Below are 15,202 nucleotides of genomic sequence, written 5' to 3'. Positions count from 1 at the left end.
TCACCTCGTGTCACCTGATGTCTTCCACCTGCCCACCCGAACCGCCGCCAAGGACGACCCCGCGCTGATCGGCGCCGACCGGCGCCAGTTCGCGGCAATCACCGCCAGCCTCGACCACCAGTTGGGCGACCTCGCCAGCCAGCTGGACGAGCTGCGGCGGCAGCCCACCCGCCGCGGACGGGGGGCGCTTGACCGCGATCTCGCCATCCACCGGCTCAGCGCCCGGCAGCGGCTGCTGCAGCGGTTCGGCCTGGACATCTGCCTGGGCAGGATGGTCTTCGCCGACCACCCCGACCCGGTCTACGTCGGACGGATCGGCCTCACCGACACCGCCGGCCGGCAGCTGCTGATCGACTGGCGCACGCCGGCCGCCGAGCCGTTCTTCGCCGCCACCGCGGCCAACCCGCTGGGTCTGGCGAGCCGCCGCCGCTACCGTTGGACCGACGGCCGGATCACCGACTACTGGGACGAGGCCTTCACCACCGACCGGCTCGACGGTCTCGCCCTGGACGACGACTCCGCCTTCATCGCCAGCCTGGGCGCCAGCCGCACCGGCCGGATGCAGGACGTGCTGGGCACCATCGCTGCCGACCAGGACGCGATCATCCGCGCCGATTCCCACGGCGCCCTGGTGGTGGACGGCGGCCCCGGCACCGGCAAGACGGTGGTCGCACTGCACCGGGCGGCCTATCTGCTCTACGCCGACCCGCGGCTGGGTGCCGGCCGGGGCGGCGTCCTGGTGGTCGGCCCGCACCGTCCCTACCTGTCCTACGTTGCCGACGTGCTGCCCAGCCTGGGCGAGGACGGGGTGGCGACCTGCACGCTGCGCGATCTGGTGCCCGAGGGCGCCGACGCGGTCGCCGAGGACGATCCCGAACTCGCCCGGCTGAAGGCCTCGGCCCGGCTGCTGGACGCGGTCGAGCCCGCGGTCGGCCTCTACGAGGAGCCACCGGCTGAACCCTTCGTGGTCGAGACCTGGGCCGGCGAGGCCACCCTGACCCCGGCCGACTGGGCCGAGGCGTTCTCGTCCCCCAGCCCGGGTACCCCGCACAACGAGGCCCGCGACGAGGTCTGGGAGGCCCTGGTCGAGATCCTGCTCGACGCCTTCGACCAGACCGAGGCGTCGGAGGACGAACTCCGCCGGGCCTTCGCCGGCAACCCCGATCTGGCCCGCACCTTCTCCCGGGCCTGGCCGATCCTGGAAGCCCCCGACCTGGTCAGCGACCTGTGGTCGGTGCCCGCCTACCTGCGGCGCTGCGCTCCCCGGCTGGGCCCGGACGAGGTTCGCGCGCTGCGCCGTCCGGAGGGTTCGCCGTGGACGGTGGCCGACCTGCCACTGCTGGACGCCATGCGCCAGCGGCTGGGCGATCCGGAGGCCTCGCATCGTCGCCGGCAGCGGGAGGCTGTGCTGGCCGCCGACCGGGAGTACATGGACGATGTGGTCGACTACCTGCTGGCCACCGACGACGACCCGGACAGCGGGCTGCAACTGCTGCGGCGGGACAGTCTGCGGCAGGATCTGGTCGACTCCGACGCGGTGCCCCGGGTCGATCCCGACCGGCTGGCCGGGCCGTTCGCCCATCTGATCGTCGACGAGGCACAGGAACTCACCGACGCCGAGTGGCTGATGCTGCTACGGCGCTGTCCGTCCCGCAGCGTCACCGTCGTCGGCGACCGCGCCCAGGCCAGGCGGGGCTTCGCCGAGACCTGGCAGCAGCGCCTCGAGCGGGTGGGGTTCGGTACACCCCGGCAGGCCACCCTCACCGTCAACTACCGCACCCCGGCGGAGGTGATGGCCGAGGCCGAGCCGGTGATCCGCGCCGTCCTGCCGGATGCGTCGGTGCCAACCTCCATCCGGCACAGCGGACGGCCGGTCGAACACGGCCCGGTCGCCGCCCTCGGCCGTGTCCTGGCCACCTGGCGGTCCGATCACACCGACGGCACCGTCTGCGTGATCGGTGCGGCGGGGCCTGGCGCTCCGTGGCTGAGGGAGGTTGCCCCACTTCCGGCTCAGGACGGGGTGCGTCTGCTGCCACCGGACCAGGTGAAGGGGCTGGAGTTCGACCTGGTCGTGCTGGTCGACCCGCAGCGTTTCGGGGACGGCGTCCAGGGCGCGGTCGACCGCTACGTGGCGATGACCCGCGCCACCCAGCACCTGGTGGTCCTCACCAGCCCTGCTGAGGGGTGAACCGGGGCGCCTCCCCAGTTCCGAGCCGGCCAGCGCCCTTTCGGGCCGAATTCCGGGCCCAGCCGGGCAGCCGTCCAACCTCTTCCGGAAACACCCCGAATCGTCTGTCCAATTCCCGGTCGGCACCGGCAGGGTTCGCTATGGTTCCCTCGTGCCCTCCGAGGAGGGCGGGCGCAGGGGGGAAGTCGGCGTGGTGTGGGAGTCTCACCATCGGGTTCATCGTCACGACAATGTCGCTGGCGTCTGTGTCGTCGCCGGCAGGATTACCTTCTCACGACGGTCGGAGCGGAGCTGCGGAGCCGATTTTCGGAACCCAGCCCCCATCGGGCTCCGAAATCGACGCACGCGCATGACCAGCCACGGGCTGGAGCCTGCCAGCGGCGTCGTCCGACCTGCCTGACCCCGGGCGGGGTCCCCGTTCCCCCCAGAACTCCCCCATTTGGACCCCACCCGGCCAGCCGCGAGGAATTCTCGCCACCCAGTACTGGTCCTGTCCCCTCCTGACTCTGCCGCCGGCAACCACCGGCGGACGATGAGCACCGGGCCGGACCCGACCAGTCGCTACCCAGCGGACAGGCCCAGAGCGTGTCTCCCTATCCCTGACCGTTGCGAGCTCTAGCGCAGCCGTTCCTCGATCGTCGCCACCGCTTCCCGCAGACCGTCCACGACGGCCCCCGGGTCGGGGACCGACCCGTCCTGCCAGGTGACCGCCACGCTGGCCCGGTTGGCCGGGGAGTCGATCGCCACCGCCACCGAGGCGAACCCGGGTGTGACCTCGGACTCCTCGGTGGCATAGCCCCGGCGCCGGGTCTCGGCCAGCACCCGCCGCAGCTCGGACGGCGTCCTGGGGCCAAGCCCGGTGCGGTCGACGAAGGCGGTGGCGGCCGGATACAGCACCCGCACCTGCGCCGGCGACAGCCGGGCCATGATCGCCCGGCCGGAGGCGGTCAGGTGAGCGGGCAGTCGCACTCCGGCGGCGGTGACCAGGGGCGGCCGTCCGACCGCCCGCTCCTCGTGGATGTAGTAGACCTCCGCGCCCTGCAGCACGGCCAGGTGCGCGGACTGCCCCACCCGGTCGACCAGCCGGGCCAGCGGCACCCGGGCGAGCCGGGCCAGCGGAGCCTGCCGGGTGTAGCCCTGCCCCACCTCCCAGACGGCCACCCCCACTCCCCAGGTCTGTTCGTCGCCGTAGTGGACGACGAAGGACTCCTCGGCCATGGCCGCCAGCAGGTGGTAGGTGGTCGACCGGGGCAGGCCGAGGTCGGCGGCGATCCGGCTGGCCGGGACCGGCGTCGGCTTTCCCGAGAGGTAGACCAGCACCCGCAGCGCCGCCGTCGCGGCAGGGACAGGACGGGACACACCTCCATCGTCGCCCATCTCGGATACGAGACACAATCCCGTCCCCGCTAGTGGTCCCGGCCCCGCATCGGGCCGTTGAATGAGGTCATGCAGACCATCACCGTGACCCCGGGCCCGCTGGCCCGCGACGAGGTGCTCGCGGTCGCCCGGCAGCGCGCCCGGGTCGAACTGGGCGAGACCGCGCGCAGTGCGATCCTCGCTGCCCGGGCGGCGGTCGATCGGGCCGCCTCCGGCGACACCCCGGTGTACGGGGTCTCGACCGGGTTCGGCGCCCTGGCCCGCCGGCACATCCCGGCCGCGTCGCGGGTCCAGTTGCAGCGCAGCCTGATCCGCTCCCACGCGGCCGGCTCTGGCCCGCGGGTGGAGGACGAGGTGGTGCGCGCGCTGATGCTGCTGCGGCTGTCCACCCTGGCCACCGGGCACTGCGGCGTCCGGCTGGAGACCGCCCAGGCCTATGCCGACCTGCTCAACTCCGGGCTGGTGCCGGTGGTCGGCGAGTACGGCAGCCTGGGCTGCTCGGGCGACCTGGCGCCGCTGGCCCACTGCGCACTGGCGCTCACCGGCGAGGGTGAGGTGGCCGACGGCGAGGTCGTCCGTCCCGCTGCCGAGGCGCTCGCCGACCACGGCCTCACGCCGATCATCCTGGCGGAGAAGGAAGGCCTGGCGCTGATCAACGGCACCGACGGGATGCTGGGCATGCTCGTCCTGGCGCTGGCCGACCTGGCGGAGCTGGCCGACGTCGCCGACCTGGCCGCCGCGATGAGCGTCGAGGGCCAGCTGGGCACCGACCGGGTGTTCGCCGCCGATCTGATGGCCTTGCGTCCGCACCCGGGGCAGGCCGAGTCGGCGGCCAACCTGCGGCGTTTCCTGGCTGGCTCGGCGATCGTTGCCAGCCATCGGCACGGCGACGGGGAGGTGCAGGACGCCTACTCGCTGCGCTGCGCCCCGCAGGTGCACGGCAGCCTGCGCAGCGCGCTGGCGTACGCAACGACAGTGGCCGAGGTCGAGCTGGCCTCCGCGATCGACAACCCCTCGGTGCTGGCCGACGGACGGGTGGAGTCGCACGGCAACTTCCATGGCGCCCCGCTGGCGCACGTCCTGGACTTCCTGGCGATCCCGGTGGCCGATGTCGCCTCGATGAGCGAGCGGCGCACCGACCGCTTCCTCGACGTGGCGCGCAACCGCGGCCTGCCGCCCTTCCTGGCCGACGACCCCGGCGTGGACTCCGGGCACATGATCGCCCAGTACACCCAGGCCGGGATCGTCGCGGAACTGAAGCGGCTGGCGGTGCCGGCCAGCGTGGACTCGATCCCGTCCAGCGCCATGCAGGAGGACCACGTGTCGCTGGGCTGGCATGCCGCCCGCAAGCTGCGCCGCGCGGTGGACGGGTTGCGCCGGGTGCTGGCGATCGAGATCCTCACCGCCGCCCGCGCGATCGACCTGCGCGCCCCGCTCACCCCCGCCCCCGCGACCGGTGCGGTGGTGGCCCGGCTGCGCGAGGTGGTCGAGGGGCCGGGCCCCGACCGCTGGCTCGCCCCCGAGATCGAGGCCACCGTCACCCTGCTCGCCACCGGCGACCTGCGCCAGGCCGCCCTCACCCACGCAAAGGTTGCATCATGACCCATCCCGCCGTCCGCGCCCCCCGTGGCACCACCCTCACCGCCCGCAGCTGGCAGACCGAGGCCCCGCTGCGGATGCTGATGAACAACCTCGACCCCGAGGTCGCCGAGCGTCCGGAGGACCTGGTGATCTACGGCGGCTCGGGACGCGCGGCCCGCTCCTGGGAGGCCTACGACGCGATCGTCGCCAGTCTGAAGGAGCTTGAGGCCGACGAGACCCTGCTGGTGCAGTCGGGCAAACCGGTCGGCATCTTCCGCACCCACGAGTGGGCGCCGCGGGTGCTGATCGCGAACTCCAACCTGGTCGGCGACTGGGCGACCTGGCCGGAGTTCCGCCGGCTTGAGGCGCTCGGGCTGACCATGTACGGCCAGATGACCGCCGGCTCGTGGATCTACATCGGTACCCAGGGCATCCTGCAGGGCACCTACGAGACCTTCGGCGCGGTGGCCCGCAAGCGGTTCGGCGGGACGCTGGCCGGCACCCTGACGCTCACCGCCGGCTGCGGCGGGATGGGCGGCGCCCAGCCGCTGGCGGTGACCATGAACGAGGGCGTGGTGCTGATCGTGGACGTGGACTCCGCCCGGCTGGCCCGCCGGGTCGAGCACGGCTACCTCGATGAGTACACCTCGTCCTATGCCGAGGCGGTGGCCCGGGTGCTGGCGGCCAAAGCGGAACACCGTCAGTTGTCGGTGGGGCTGGTGGGCAATGCCGCCGAGGTGTTCCCGCGGCTGCTGGCCGACGGGGTCGCGATCGACATCGTCACCGACCAGACCTCGGCCCACGACCCGCTGGCCTACCTGCCGCTCGGGATGAGCGTGGCCGAGTGGCACACCGCCGCCGCGGCCGACCCGGAGGGCTTCACCACCCGGGCCCGGGAGTCGATGGCCGCGCACGTGGCAGCGATGGTCGGCTTCCAGGACGCGGGTGCCGAGGTCTTCGACTACGGCAACTCGATCCGCGAGGAGGCCCGGCTGGGCGGGTTCGAGCGGGCCTTCGCCTTCCCCGGGTTCGTGCCGGCGTACATCCGTCCGCTGTTCTGCGAGGGGAAGGGACCGTTCCGCTGGGCGGCACTGTCCGGCGACCCGCACGACATCGCGGTCACCGACCAGGCCATCCTCGACCTGTTCCCGCACGACCAGCACCTGCGCCGCTGGATCACCGCAGCCGGTGAGAAGGTGCACTTCGAGGGCCTGCCGGCCAGGATCTGCTGGCTGGGCTACGGCGAGCGCCACCTGGCCGGGCTGCGGTTCAACGAACTGGTGGCGTCCGGGGCGATCTCGGCGCCGATCGTGATCGGCCGCGACCATCTCGACGCCGGCTCGGTCGCCTCCCCCTACCGCGAGACCGAGGCGATGGCGGACGGTTCGGACGCGATCGCCGACTGGCCGCTGCTGAACGCCCTGCTCAACACCGCCTCGGGAGCCACCTGGGTGTCGATCCACCACGGCGGCGGGGTCGGCATCGGCCGCTCCATCCACGCCGGCCAGGTGGTGGTCGCCGACGGCACCGATCTGGCTGCTCAGAAGATCTCCCGGGTGCTGCTCAACGACCCGGGAACCGGCGTGATGCGGCACGTCGACGCCGGCTACGAGCGCGCCCGCGAGGTCGCCCGCGAACGCGGCGTCCGGATTCCGATGGGCCTGTGATGGGCGCACGACCAGGACATGGGCACGGTTCCGGTGGCCCGCTGGGACCGGGGGAACCATTCCGGCGTGGCCGCCTGCATGGGCCGGGGGACGGTTCTCCGGCCCACGAAGACTTGCCTGACCGGGGCGAAGACTCGGCGAGCCAGCGGAACCGTCCCGCTGTGCCACGGAACCGTCCCCTGGCCCGGGAGGTGGCGTGATGGCCACCGCTACCGGACTGCTGGCCGAGCTCGCGCCGATCGGACGCGACCGGGGCACCGGCGGGTACGACCGGCTGGCCTGGGAAGCCCCCACGCTGGAGTTGCGCGAATGGTTCGCCGCCGAGGCGACCCGCCGCGGGTTCGACCTGACCGAGGACGGGAACGGCAACCAGCTCGCGTGGTGGGGGCACGGTGACGACGCCCTGCTGGTCGGCTCGCACCTCGACTCGGTACGCGGCGGCGGCGCTTACGACGGTCCGCTTGGGGTGGTGTCCACCTTCGCTGCGCTCGACCTGCTGCGCGCGCGTGGCTTCGCACCCTCGCGTCCGGTGGTGGTGGCCAACTTCACCGACGAGGAGGGTGCCCGGTTCGGTGTGGCCTGCGTCGGCTCGCGGCTGGCGACCGGCGCCCTGTCGGCCGAGCGCGCCCTCGGCCTGCGCGACCAGGACGGCACCACCCTGGCCGAGGCGATGGCTGCCCAGGGACGCGATCCGGCGGCAGTGGGCCCGTCCGACTGGCTGGGTCAGGTGGGCGCCTTCGTCGAGTTGCACGTCGAACAGGGACGCCACCTGGCCGATGGCGAGGCGGCGGTCGGGGTGGCGTCGGCGATCTGGCCGCACGGCCGCTACCGGCTGGACCTGACCGGCGAGCCCAACCATGCCGGCACCACGGCGATGGTCGACCGCCACGACCCGATGCTCAGCTACGCCGCTGCGGTGCTGGCGGCTGCCCGCATCGCCGAGGAGACCGGTCAGCGGGCCACCTTCGGACGGATCCAGGTCCTGCCCGGCAACACCAATGCGATCCCGGTGCTGGTGCAGGCCTGGCTGGACGCCCGCGCGGACAGCGAGCCGGCGCTGGAGCAGCTGGTCGGCCAGATCCTGGCCGAGACCCGGCAGGCAGCGGCCGCCCACGGCACCGGGGTCGACCTCACCGCCGAATCGGTGACCGCGGCGGTGGCTTTCGACGCTGCCCTGCGCGACCGGCTGGCCGGGCTGCTGGGTGCCCCGACCCTGCCCACCGGGGCCGGCCACGACGCCGGGATCCTGGCCGCACGGGTGCCGACGGCGATGCTGTTCGTCCGCAACCCCACCGGGGTCTCGCACGCCCCGTCCGAGTTCGCCACGCCGGACGACTGCGAGGCCGGCGTCGCGGCGCTGGCCCGGGTGATCGAGAATCTGGCATGACCACCTGGCCGGCCTTCGCCAACTGCCACTCCCACCTGTTCCACCGGGCGCTGCGCGGACGGCCCGGCGGCGGGCGCACCTTCTGGGGCTGGCGGGACGGCATGTACGCCCTCGCCGAAGCGCTCGACCCCGAGCTGTACTACCGGCTGGCCCGGGCCACCTACGCCGAGATGGCGCTGGCCGGCTTCGGCGCGGTGGGCGAGTTCCACTACCTGCACCACGGGCCGGGCGGCGTCCCCTACGACGACCCGAATGCCATGGCCGAGGCGGCGATCGCTGCAGCCTGGGAGGTGGGCATCAGAATCTGCCTGCTGGACGCCTGCTACCTGCGGGCCGGGTTCGCCGGTGAGGAGTTGTCGCCCGCGCAGCGGCGGTTCGTCGACCCCGACGCCGAGACCTGGGCCGTCCGGGTGGTCGACCTCGCCAACCGGTACCAGGACAACCCGGCGGTGGTGATCGGGACGGCAATCCACTCGGTGCGCGCGGTGGATTCCGTCAGCTTCCCCACCGTGGTGGCGGCGCTCCCCGCGGCGCCGCTGCACGTCCACGCCTCCGAGCAGCCGGCCGAGAACGACGCCTGCCTGGCCGCCACCAGCCGCACCCCGGTGGCGCTGCTCGCCGAGGCCGGGGTCTGGACGCCGCGGACGACCGCCGTCCACGCCACCCACCTGACCGACGACGACATCGCGGTCCTGGGCCAGGCAGGCGGCTACGTCTGCTTCTGCCCGACCACCGAGGCCGAGCTGGCCGACGGCATCGGCCCGAGCATCGCGCTGCGGGAAGCCGGGGCCCGGATCACTCTCGGCTCGGACTCCAACACCGTGATCGACGGCTTCGCCGAGGCCCGCAGCCTGGCCCTGCACGAACGACTGGCCAGCGGCACCCGGGACGGCTGGGATGCCCGGGCGCTGTGGCGGGCGGCCACCACCGACGGCGCCGCCTCGCTGGGTTTCGACGGGCTGGGCGGCTTCGAGCTGCACGACTCGGTGCGGACGGCCGGCGCCACCGAACCACTGTGGGCGGCTTCGGCCGCCGACGTGGTGCCGCCCGAGGGGCTCGACCCCGGCTGGGTGCAAGCTGAGCTGGCCGCGGTGGTCGACGAGCTGTGGGGGCGGCTGTGAGCACCGCCTACCTCAACATCGGCGAACTGACCACCTGGGACGAGGAGCGTCCGGTCCAGCGCGACGCCGGGCTGGTGGTCTCCGACGGCCGGGTGGCCTGGGTGGGCGACTCGTCTGCCACCCCGGCCGCCGACGACGCGGTGGACCTGGCTGGCGCGGCGATGATCCCCGGCTTCGTCGACTCCCACACCCACCTGGTGTTCGCCGGCGACCGGGCAGCCGAGTTCGAGGCCAGAATGGCCGGACAGGCCTACACCGCCGGCGGGATCCGCACCACCGTGACGGCCACCCGCCAGGCGAGCGACGAACAGTTGGCCGGGTTGGTCGCGGCCCGGGTCGCCGAACTGCGCAGCCAGGGCACCACCACCGTCGAGATCAAGTCCGGCTACGGGCTGGACGTCGAGGCCGAGGCCCGCAGCCTGCGGATCGCGGGACAATTCACCCCCGAGACCACCTTCCTCGGCGCGCACGTGGTGCCCACCGGCTGGGCGGCCGACGACTACCTCGCCCTGGTCACCGGCCCCATGCTCGCCGCCTGCGCCCCGCACGCGCGCTGGGTGGATGTCTTCTGCGAACGCGGTGCCTTCGACGCCGACCAGGCCCGGACCGTGCTGCGTGCCGGCATGGACGCGGGGCTGGAACCCCGGATCCACGCGGGCCAGCTCGGCTTCGGACCAGGCGTCCAGCTGGCCTGTGAACTCGGGGCCGCCGCGGCCGACCACTGCACCTATCTCGACGCCGCCGATGTGGCAGCGCTGGCAGACACTGGGGTGGTGGCAGGCCTGCTGCCCGGGGTTGAGTTCTCCACCCGGCACCCCTATCCGGACGCCCGCCGGCTGCTGGCCGCCGGTGTCCGGGTGGCGCTGGCCACGGACTGCAACCCGGGCACCTCCTACACCTCGTCGATGCCGTTCTGCATCGCGCTCGCCGTCCGGGAACTCGGGATGACCCCGCTGGAGGCCCTGCACGCCGCCACCCAGGGCGGTGCATGGTCGCTGCGCCGCGACGACATCGGCCACCTTCGCCCAGGAGCCAGGGCAGACCTGGTGGTGCTGAACGCCCCCAGCCACGTCCACCTCAGCTATCGGCCGGGTGTCCCGCTGGTGGCGGGGGTGTATTCGACGGCCCGGTGATGTCGACCGGCTCACCCCCCGGTTGAGCCGGTCGACAGGTGGCGTCGCGCGTGGTCGGTTCCGGAGCCCAGCCCCCCACCGGGTTCCGGAACCGACGCGCACATGACCAGCCAAGGCTGGAACCTGCCTGCGGTGCCGCTCGGACGGCCCGGTCACCGGACGAGATCGGTTCCCCCGAACTCACCAGCCCCATCCGGTGCGGCAGGAGTCCCCTGCCGACCAGGCCGTGCCGCCGTCCCCCTCCCGACGCCGCTATCGGGAAAGACCCGCAGGGACGGCAACTATGACGCGACTTCCCGAAGTTTTTTCTGCACTCCCCGAATTGAGTGGTGGACGCCCGTCCGCTGGCCTTCGACCGAGGGCTAAAGTAGTTGCGCAATCAACTACATCGTAATGGAGTACTCGTGACCAACCTTCTGATCGTCAATGGCAGCATTCGTTCCGGACGCATCGGTGGTCCGATCGGTGAATGGGTGAAGCGGACGGCAGAGGCCGACAGCCGATTCACCGTCGACTACGCCGATCTCGCCGAGCTGAACCTGCCCCTGATGGACGAGCCGAACCACCCGCGGCTGAAGAAGTACCTCCACGAGCACACCGTCGCCTGGAGCAAGCGAGCCGAGGCCGCCGACGGTTTCGTCTTCCTGTTCCCGGAGTACAACCACAGCTACTCCGCCCCGATCAAGAACGCCGTCGACTACCTGCACAGCGAGTGGGACCGCAAGCCGGTCGGCTTCGTCAACTGGGGTGGCAACTCCGGCGGAACCCGCGCCCAGGCCTCGTTCCGGGCGGTGACCACCGCGCTGGGGATGGTGGCCACCAGGGGCAATATCGAGATCAACTTCCCGCAACGCCAGCTCACCGACGACGGGGAATTCGAGCCCAACGAGCAGCAGCGGACGGTGCTCGGCCTGCAGCTGGACGAGATCGTCACGCTCAGCGAGGCGCTCGCTCCGCTGCGGGGCTGACCGGTCTCGTCCACACCGGTCTGGTAGCGTCGCTGGCGCTCATGAACAAGACCGTCTTCGTCGACTTCGACGGCACCTTCGCCGATCACGGGTGGATCCCGCCAGGTCATCTCCAGGTCGTGCGCGAGGCCCGGGCTGCGGGCAACCTGGTGTTCCTGTGTACCGGTCGGCCGAAGGTGATGGTGCCGCGCCGGGTGCGCGAAGGGGTGTTCGACGGACTGGTCTGCACGGCCGGCTGTTACGTCGAACTGGGCGGCGAGGTGCTCAGCGACATCCGGTTCCCGGCCGGGCTCGCCGCCCGCACGACCGCCGTCCTCACCTCGCAGGACGTGAGCTTCGTCCTGGAGGCGCCGGCGGCACTGTTCAGTTCGGTGTCCGCTGCCGAGCGGGTCCGGGCGCTGTTCACCAGCCCGTCCTGGCCCGGCGACCCGCAGGACGGAACCGACGAACTGCTGGCAGCCCTGCATGCCAGCGACGACCTGACCGGCTGTTCCTTCGCCAAGGTGGCGATCTTCGATTCGGCGCTCTCGGTGACGACACTGGCCGCGTTGATCGGGCCGGAGGTCGGCGATCTGCCGGACTCGGTCACAGACCTGAGCGGCCACGCCGGCGAGCTGTTCCTGCGGGGCATGGACAAGTCGGTCGGGATCGCGGTGGTGGAGGAACGCCTCGGGCTGCGACGGTCGGACGTCATCGCCATCGGGGACGGCGCCAACGACCTGGAGATGCTCGCCTACGCCGGCACCGGGGTTGCCGTCCAGGACGCTCCCCAGGAGGTTCGCGCGGCCGCCCAGTTGATCGTCCCCGGCCCGGCGGAAGCCGGGCTGGTCAGGGCTTTCGCCGAGTTGGGGCTCGCTGGCTGAGGACCCGCCCGACTCCAGGACCGGACCCACAGCTGAACCCTGTGCCGACCGTCACCCGCGAACCGGCCGGTCAGGGACGCCAGGTGGTGAGGAAGTCGCCGATCCGGCCGATCGCCTCGGTGAGCACGCCCGCGTCGGGCAGGGTGACCAGCCGGAAGTGGTCGGTCTCGGGCCAGTTGAAGCCGGTTCCGTGGGTGACCAGGAGCTTCTTGGCCCGCAACAGCTCGATCACGAAGGCCTCGTCGTCCTCAATCGGGTAGACCGCCGGGTCGAGCCGCGGGAAGCAGTACAGCGCCCCTTTCGGTTCCACACAGCTCACCCCCGGGAGCTCGTTGAGCAGCCGGGCGGCCAGTTTCGACTGCTCGTAGAACCGTCCGCCGGGCACGATCAGCTCGTTGATCGACTGGTAGCCGCCCAGCGCAGTCTGGATGGCGTGCTGGCCGGGGACGTTGGAGCACATCCGCATGTTCGACAGCAGGGTGAAGCCTTCGAGGAAGTTCGACGCCAGGTGCTTGGGCCCCGAGATCATCACCCAGCCGGCCCGGTAGCCGCAGACCCGGTAGGCCTTGGAGAGCCCGGAGAAGGTGAGGCACAGCACGTCCTCGTCGGCGAAGGAGGCGGTGTGGTGGTGGACGGCGGCGTCGAAGACGATCTTCTCGTAGATCTCGTCGGCCATCACCACCAGGTCGTGCCGGCGGGCGATGTCGACCATGCCGCGCACCGTCGCCTCGCTGTACACCGCGCCGGTCGGGTTGTTGGGGTTGATCAGCACCAGCGCCCGGGTCCGCTCGGTGATCGCGGCCTCCAGCTGCTCCAGGTCGGGGTTCCAGCCGTTGTCCTCGTCGCAGCGGTAGTGCACCGGCACGCCGCCACACAGCGTCACCGCGCCGGTCCACAGCGGGTAGTCGGGAGCCGGGACGAGGATCTCGTCGCCGTTGTCGATGAAGGCCTGCAGCACCATCATGATCAGCTCCGAGACGCCGTTGCCGATGTAGACGTCATCGATGGTCGTCCGGGTGAGGCCCCGGGACTGGTAGTACTGCGCCACGGCTGTGCGGGCCGAGTAGATGCCGCGCGAGTCGGAGTAGCCCTGCGACTCCGGCAGGTGGTGGGTCATGTCGGCGAGGATCCCCTCGGGAGCCTCGAAGCCGAAGGGTGCGGTGTTGCCGATGTTGAGCTTGAGGATTTTGTGCCCCTCTGCCTCCAGCCGCTCGGCCTCGACCAGAATCGGACCCCGGACGTCATAGCGGACGTGCTGCAGCTTCTTGGATTGGGCGATGGGACGCATGCGCCCCAGTCTGCCAGCCGCCATCCCGGCGCCGGCGTCCGTCCGCCCCTGACTCACCTCGAGTCATCGGACGCATTCATCGGGATTGACGATGAATCCACGCCCCCGGACGATGGAGGCATGGATGCCGCCGACGAGTTCTGCGAGTGCTTCCCGGCCGCCTACCTGGCCTTCCACCGCCGGGACGGACGCCGGGGCGGGCTCAGCAATGCCTCCCGGGCCGTGCTGCAGCACCTGTCGCGGACCGGGCCGATCTCGATCGGAGAGGCCGCACGGCACCTCGACCGGGCGCAGTCGGTGGTCAGCGAGATCGTCAGCCAGCTCGAGGGCCACGGCCTGCTGGAACGCGAGCCCGACCCGGACAACCGCCGCCGCACCCTGGTGTGGCTCACCCCGGCGGGGCTCGAACGGCTGCGGACCGACGCCGACGTGCTCGACCGGACCCTCGTGGCCAGGGCCATGCACCACCTGGACGAGACCACCCGACGTGGCCTCATCGACGGGCTCAACGCCCTCGTGTCAGCTTCGAGAAAGGAAACGCCATGAACGATGTCAGCTGTGAGAGTTGCGGCATGCCGATCGAGTCGGGCCACTACTGCGATTACTGCGTGGACGCAGACGGCAACCTGCAGGACTTCGACACCCGGTTCGCCACCATGGTCGCCTGGCAGGCCCGGCGCTCGCCGGACGCACCCCGCGAGCAGGTCGAAGCCGAGACCCGCGCCTACCTGGCCACCATGCCCGCCTGGCGCAACCATCCCAGGCTGGTCGGCAACGCCTGAGGCCGACCTTCTCCGCCACGCCTTGCGGCTCATGTTCCTCGGCGCTCAAGAGTGTCGCAATCCTGCCAGTCGATCGTGCCGAACGGCCCTTGCCAGCCATCTGGGGCCATCGAGGCGCAGAATCGCGACACCCCCACCCGGACCTGTGCCCGACAACTCTCCGGCAGACGATTCAGGAGCCGCTCACCGGTGGGGCGGAGTCTTCGCCGTGCCGCCGCGAGAAGGTCAGGTGGACGACGCCGCTGGGCGAGGCCACCGGTTCGATGTGGAAGCGCTGCTCCAGGCCTTCCAGCCCGTCCCAGAGCCGCTCGCCCCGTCCCAGCAGGACGGGCGCCACGGCAAGGTGCAGCTCATCGATCAGGTCCGCCTGGAGGAACTGGCGGACCGTGGTCACGCCACCACCGATACGGACGTCGAGGCCACCGGCCAACTCCCGGGCCTGCCGCAGGGCGTCCACCGGCGTCGCGTTGATGAAGTAGAAGGTGGTGCCGCCGTCCATTTCCAGCGGGGGACGGGGATGGTGGGTGAGGACGATCACCGGCGTGTGGAAGGGCGGGTTGTCGCCCCACCAGCCTCGCCACTGGTCGTCGGGCCAGGGCCCAGCCTTGGGGGCGAACTTGTTGCGCCCCATGATCTCCACGCCGATGCCGGTGTTCCACTGGCTCGCGAAGGCCTCGTCCACGCCGACGGTGCCTTCTCCCTCACCGTGGAAACCCATCTCCATGAAGGTCCGGGTCGGCAACGCCCAGTCGAGCAGGCGGGTTCCGGCGTGCCCGAACGGTGCCTCCAGCCGCTGACCCTCACCGACCCCGAACCCGTCCAGCGAGACCGAGAAGTTGTGCACCCG

Annotated in this window: 13 protein-coding genes; 10 read left to right on the top strand and 3 right to left on the bottom strand. The window is 71.7% G+C overall.

What is annotated here, in order from left to right; all coding sequences use genetic code 11:
* Positions 1-7 precede the first annotated feature (7 nt).
* A complete protein-coding gene (gene helR, locus VB080_RS05875) occupies positions 8-2,188 on the top strand; it encodes an RNA polymerase recycling motor ATPase HelR (RefSeq protein WP_323417504.1) in 2,181 nt (726 codons plus the stop codon).
* Positions 2,189-2,803: 615 nt separating this feature from the next.
* On the opposite strand, the gene VB080_RS05870 is transcribed toward helR, so the two are convergent.
* On the bottom strand, positions 2,804-3,547 hold the full coding sequence (locus VB080_RS05870; RefSeq protein WP_323417503.1) for an IclR family transcriptional regulator: 744 nt from the start codon (positions 3,545-3,547) through the stop codon (positions 2,804-2,806).
* An 87-nt stretch (positions 3,548-3,634) separates the two neighbouring features.
* Between VB080_RS05870 and hutH the strand changes: the two genes are divergently transcribed.
* The 7 genes from hutH to VB080_RS05835 all read left to right on the top strand — a co-directional run bounded on the left by hutH (position 3,635) and on the right by VB080_RS05835 (position 12,285).
* Positions 3,635-5,167 carry a histidine ammonia-lyase gene (gene hutH, locus VB080_RS05865; RefSeq protein WP_323417502.1) on the top strand — a complete coding sequence of 511 codons (1,533 nt, stop codon included), beginning with the start codon at positions 3,635-3,637 and terminating at the stop codon, positions 5,165-5,167.
* Positions 5,164-6,813, top strand: coding sequence for a urocanate hydratase (hutU, locus tag VB080_RS05860; RefSeq protein ID WP_323417501.1), 1,650 nt, complete (start codon positions 5,164-5,166; stop codon positions 6,811-6,813). Before hutH ends, hutU begins: the two co-directional genes overlap by 4 nt.
* 199 nt (positions 6,814-7,012) lie before the next feature.
* Positions 7,013-8,200 (top strand): allantoate amidohydrolase, encoded by a 1,188-nt coding sequence (locus VB080_RS05855; protein WP_323417500.1) that lies wholly within the window; start codon positions 7,013-7,015, stop codon positions 8,198-8,200.
* Positions 8,197-9,321 (top strand): formimidoylglutamate deiminase, encoded by a 1,125-nt coding sequence (locus VB080_RS05850; RefSeq protein ID WP_323417499.1) that lies wholly within the window; start codon positions 8,197-8,199, stop codon positions 9,319-9,321. Before VB080_RS05855 ends, VB080_RS05850 begins: the two co-directional genes overlap by 4 nt.
* Positions 9,318-10,454, top strand: a complete 1,137-nt coding sequence (hutI, locus tag VB080_RS05845) for an imidazolonepropionase (protein WP_416339608.1) — start codon at positions 9,318-9,320, stop codon at positions 10,452-10,454. The genes VB080_RS05850 and hutI overlap by 4 nt, the downstream gene beginning before the upstream one ends.
* Before the next feature lie 404 nt (positions 10,455-10,858).
* Positions 10,859-11,422 (top strand): NAD(P)H-dependent oxidoreductase, encoded by a 564-nt coding sequence (locus VB080_RS05840; protein WP_323417498.1) that lies wholly within the window; start codon positions 10,859-10,861, stop codon positions 11,420-11,422.
* Positions 11,423-11,463: 41 nt separating this feature from the next.
* Positions 11,464-12,285: an HAD family hydrolase gene (locus VB080_RS05835; protein ID WP_323417497.1), complete on the top strand. Its 822-nt coding sequence runs from the start codon at positions 11,464-11,466 to the stop codon at positions 12,283-12,285.
* 70 nt (positions 12,286-12,355) lie between these two features.
* On the opposite strand, the gene VB080_RS05830 is transcribed toward VB080_RS05835, so the two are convergent.
* Complete coding sequence (locus VB080_RS05830) at positions 12,356-13,573, bottom strand: pyridoxal phosphate-dependent aminotransferase (RefSeq protein WP_323417496.1); 1,218 nt, start codon at positions 13,571-13,573, stop codon at positions 12,356-12,358.
* Positions 13,574-13,693: 120 nt separating this feature from the next.
* Here VB080_RS05830 and VB080_RS05825 point away from each other — a divergent pair, with 120 nt between their 5' ends.
* Both VB080_RS05825 and VB080_RS05820 read left to right on the top strand, forming a co-directional pair.
* Positions 13,694-14,119, top strand: a complete 426-nt coding sequence (locus tag VB080_RS05825) for a MarR family winged helix-turn-helix transcriptional regulator (RefSeq protein WP_323417495.1) — start codon at positions 13,694-13,696, stop codon at positions 14,117-14,119.
* Positions 14,116-14,355 carry a zinc ribbon domain-containing protein gene (locus VB080_RS05820; RefSeq protein ID WP_323417494.1) on the top strand — a complete coding sequence of 80 codons (240 nt, stop codon included), beginning with the start codon at positions 14,116-14,118 and terminating at the stop codon, positions 14,353-14,355. Before VB080_RS05825 ends, VB080_RS05820 begins: the two co-directional genes overlap by 4 nt.
* A 172-nt stretch (positions 14,356-14,527) precedes the next feature.
* Here the strand turns inward: VB080_RS05820 and VB080_RS05815 are convergent.
* A partial coding sequence (locus tag VB080_RS05815) for a dihydrofolate reductase family protein (protein ID WP_323417493.1) occupies positions 14,528-15,202 on the bottom strand: 675 nt, incomplete at its 5' end.

Origin of the sequence: Propionicimonas sp. (genome assembly GCF_034927565.1) — a bacterium.
In the GTDB taxonomy this organism is placed as follows: Bacteria; Actinomycetota; Actinomycetes; order Propionibacteriales; family Propionibacteriaceae; genus Propionicimonas.
The sequence above is the reverse complement of the archived record's forward strand: the minus strand, read 5'-3'. Positions and strand labels throughout refer to the sequence as shown.